Source organism: Micromonospora sp. NPDC049580 (genome assembly GCF_040675595.1).
GTDB lineage: Bacteria > Actinomycetota > Actinomycetes > Mycobacteriales > Micromonosporaceae > Micromonospora.
In genome coordinates, this window is the sequence record NZ_JBFAPG010000542.1 from 1 (window position 1) to 3,929 (window position 3,929).

The 3,929-nt window shown below is 70.7% G+C and carries 2 protein-coding genes and 1 pseudogene; 1 reads left to right on the plus strand and 2 read right to left on the minus strand.

The window, feature by feature from the left end; genetic code table 11:
• Window positions 1-74: 74 nt before the first annotated feature.
• Together AB0J68_RS28675 and AB0J68_RS28680 are read right to left on the minus strand one after the other, a co-directional pair.
• Window positions 75-2,219: pseudogene (locus tag AB0J68_RS28675) on the minus strand (sensor histidine kinase); the annotation flags it as partial.
• Window positions 2,220-2,614: 395 nt separating this feature from the next.
• Complete coding sequence (locus AB0J68_RS28680) at window positions 2,615-2,761, minus strand: hypothetical protein (RefSeq protein ID WP_357253710.1); 147 nt, start codon at window positions 2,759-2,761, stop codon at window positions 2,615-2,617.
• Between AB0J68_RS28680 and AB0J68_RS28685 the strand changes: the two genes are divergently transcribed.
• Window positions 2,712-3,845: an ABC transporter substrate-binding protein gene (locus AB0J68_RS28685; RefSeq protein WP_363941573.1), complete on the plus strand. Its 1,134-nt coding sequence runs from the start codon at window positions 2,712-2,714 to the stop codon at window positions 3,843-3,845. The genes AB0J68_RS28680 and AB0J68_RS28685 overlap by 50 nt on opposite strands.
• Window positions 3,846-3,929 lie beyond the last annotated feature (84 nt).

Genomic DNA, 3,929 nt, shown 5'->3' on the forward strand with positions numbered 1-3,929 from the left:
GGCGGCTACACCGGGGCCCGCCCGACGGTGCCGCCCGCCGCCGCGCCGGCCGGGGCGGTGTCCCGCGCGTCGACCGGCGACTGCCACTGCGCGGGCGCAGGGGCGCTGGTCCGCCACTGGTCGGGCAGCGTCGCCGCCGCGGTGGTGGCCCCGGCGTACGACTCGGCGTGGTTGACCGGGGTGAGCGGCGTCTGCTCGACCGCCATCGGCTGGCGCGGACGGGTGAGCACCTGCTCGCGGCCCCGGTTGCTGGGCAGGAGCACGGTGGCGGCGGGCAGCGTCACCTGGGCGACGGTGCCGCCCTCGACGTTGCGGCGCAGCTCCACCCTGATGCCGTAGCGGGAGGCGAGCCGGCTCACCACGGCCAGACCCATCAACCGGAACGCGGCGACGTCCACGCTCGGCGGGGCGGCCAGCCGGCGGTTGAGCGAGTCGAGCTGCTCGTCGGTGAGGCCGAGCCCGCGGTCCTCGATCTGGATCAGGACGTAGTCGCGGATGCGGCGACCGTCGGCGACGACAGTCGTGTTCGGCGGCGAGAACCGGGTGGCGTTGTCCAGCAGCTCGGCAACGAGGCGTACCACGTCGTTGACGGCGTGCGCGGCCACCGAGATGTCGGTGTCGACGGTGCCGAACTCGATGCGGTTGTAGAGCTCCACCTCGGACTGCGCGGCGCGCAGCACGTCCACGACCAACGCGTCGTCGCGGCGCGGTGCGCCGGAGTCGGCGCCTGCCAGGACCAGCAGGTTCTCGTCGTTACGGCGCATTCGGGTGGCCAGGTGGTCCAACTCGAAGAGCTGGGCCAGCCGCTTCGGGTCCTCCTCGCCGCGCTCGATCGCGTCCAGCTCGCCGATCATCCGGTCGACGAGGGTCTGACTGCGGCGGGCCAGGTTGAGGAACATCGCCGAGACGCTGGTGCGCAGTGCGGCCTGCTCGGCGGCGACCCGCACCGCCTCCCGGTGGACGACGTTGAAGGCCAACGCCACCTGACCGACCTCGTCACGGCTGTTCAGCTGGATCGGGTCCCGGACCTGGCGGACGATCTCGTCCACGCCACCGTCACCCACGCTGCCCATGTTCTGCAGCCGCTGCACGGCGTCCGGCAGGTCGTGGTTGGCCACCGAGAGCGCGCCCTCGCGCAGCCGGCGCAGCGAGTGGTTCAGCGATCGAGCCAGCACCACGGCCAGCGACACCGCGATGATCAGGGTGAGCAGCACCAGGATCGACTCGACCACGGCCTGCCGGATGACGTCCGAACGCGCCTGGTCGGCCTGCTCGAGCAGCCGGTCCTGCAGTTGGGTCTCGGCCCAGCGCATCAGGTCGTTGACCGCGCCGATGGCGGCGGTGGCGTCCTGCGCGCTGACCAGCGGGCGCTGCCCGACGGAGCGGGTGATGTCGGTGGCGACCCGGTCGGAGAGGCCGACCGCGTCACCGGAGACGGTGCTGTCGACGAGGGCCCGCTGCACGGGGTCAGCGGCGAGCGAGAAGGCGACCAGTGCCTCCTGCTGGCTGGTCAGCGTGGCCACGAAGGAGGAGAACTGCTCCGGGTCGAGCTGGCCGGCGGTCAGCGCCGTGAAGGCGACCGCCTCCTCCTCGGCGACGGACGCCTTGGCGCGGGCGAACGCGGCGACCGCGCGACGGCTGTCCGACAGGCTCTCGTCGCCGGGCAGCTGGGCCAGCCCGTCGCCGTAGGCGACCAGGTCGGTGAGGATGACGCCGTAGCGCAGCACCGCCTCGGCGACCGCCATCTGCCGGCGGTCCAGCACCTCCTGGCGGGTGCCGTCCAGGGTGGACAGGTGGTCGTCGATCGCCGCCAGCCGGTCCCGCAGCGCCGCCGGCACGTCGCCGATGCGGCCCCGCTCGGCGTTGTACTGGTCCACGCGCTGCTGCGTCTGGCGCACCCGCAGGTTGTAGGCGTCGGCAGGCTGCTGGGGAGCGGCCAGGTAGGCCGCCGCGGCCATCCGCTCGGCCTGGAGATCCTGGGTCAGCGCGCTGACGTCGATGGAGAGCGCGGTGAGCGACCGGGCCCGGGTGGCGTCGTAGGCGCCCTCGCCCACCGAGATGAGCCGGACGGTGGCCAGCGCGATAACGGCGGCCACCGGAACGACCAGAATCAGCGCCAGCTTGGACCGGATCCGGGCGTCCCGCAGTCTCGGCAGGCGCCGGCGCGTACGCCGAGCATTCTCGCCGAGCGCGGGCAGGGTCGTCGGTCCGGTGCTCACGACATCGCCTCCGTCGTTTCTTCCCCGCCTGGCCCGCCGAGCCGTGCCGTAAGCGGAGGGGACCACGTGCGGCACGGCCGCGATTTCATCAGAGAAGATCGTGTTTGGGAAGCCGCAGTGAGGCAGGAAACGGTCGGACGGCGCGGAACCCCTGATCCGGTCAACTGATACCTTCATTTCCGCAAGCCCCTGAACAGGGCATGTAACTCCAGAGTGGTCACGCGTGTATGCAAAGTGAGCTTTTGCAAACATTGTGTTACCCCAGCATGTGGGATGACCGTCCCGAAAATGCAACCGGGGTCCGCGCTTGACCACAGCGCCGGCCATTGGCAAGGTTTTGCAGGCTTCGCGCACACCGTACGGCAGAGGAGATCCCGTCCTCCACTGAGGACGGATTAGCGGCGGTGACCGGGCAGCGCCCGCGCCCGCACCTGGAGGACTGAGTTGAGCCCCATCCGCTCCGCGACCATCGCGGCGCTCGCATCGGCCGTAGTGGCCACCACGCTCACCGGCTGCCAGTTCGGTGGAGCGGAGCAGGACACGAGTCCGATCGTGATCGCTGCAGATCTCGAACTCTCCGGGGCTGCGGCCCCCGTCGGTCAGACATACCAGCGGGCCCTGAAACTCAAGGTCGAGCAGTTGAACTCCTCCGGAGCACTGAACGGCCGGAAGATCGATCTGAAGGTCAAGGACAACCGTTCCGACGCCGCCGAGTCACTGCGCAACATCGCCGAGTTCAGCAGCGATTCCCAAGTCAGCGCCATCGTCATGGGCGGCTGTAACGAATGCGCGGTCGGCGCGGTCGGGATCATCAACGACAAGCGGATTCCCACCATTGCGCTCGCCGCTTCCGGTGCGATCGCCAGCCCGGTCGCCGAGCGGCGCTACGTGTTCAAACTCGGCCCGAACGCGTCGGACAGCGCCGCGGCGCTCACCACCGAACTGCGTCGCAAGAACGTCCGCAAGGTGGGCCTGCTCGCCAGCAACGACGACTACGGCCGGGAAGGCATGCTCGCACTGCGCCGCGAACTGACCAAGGCCAGCATCAAGGTGGCCGGTGAGGAGTCGGTGAAGACCACCGACACCGAGGTCGGCCAGCAGGTCGACAAACTCACCAAGCTCAAGCCCGACGCGCTGGTCGTCTGGACACCGCCGGAGCAGGCCGCGCTGGCCGCGACCAGCGCCCAACAGGCCTCGTTCCGGGGGGCGCTGTTCTTCGACGCGGGAGCGGCCGGCGATCTCTTCCTCGGCGCCGCGGCCCGAGCCACCGAGCGGGCCACGCTGATCTTCACCCAGACCATGGTGATCGACGACGTGATCGCCACCACCCCGGCGAAGGCGGCCCGGCGGCAGTGGTTCCAGGACTACACGGCCCGCTTCGGCGGCTACAACGGGGCCTCGTCCTTCGCCGCCGACGCGATCCAGCTGATCGCCGACGCCGAACTGCGGGCCGGCGGCCCGGCCGGGAAGGTCGACCGGGACGGCATCCGCGACGTGCTGGAGACGTCCCAGATCGACGGCCTCTCCGGCCCGATCCGCATGACGCCCGACAACCACTCCGGCCTCATGCCGCAGGCGCTCACCACGCTGGTCGCGCGAAACGGGCGCTGGCGGTTGGCGGGGTAGCTCGGCTAGTCGTGTTCCAGGTTGAGGGCTGTGGCCTACCGTGCCCGGCTCCGGGCGGTCAGGCTTGATCCCTCCGCCGGGCAC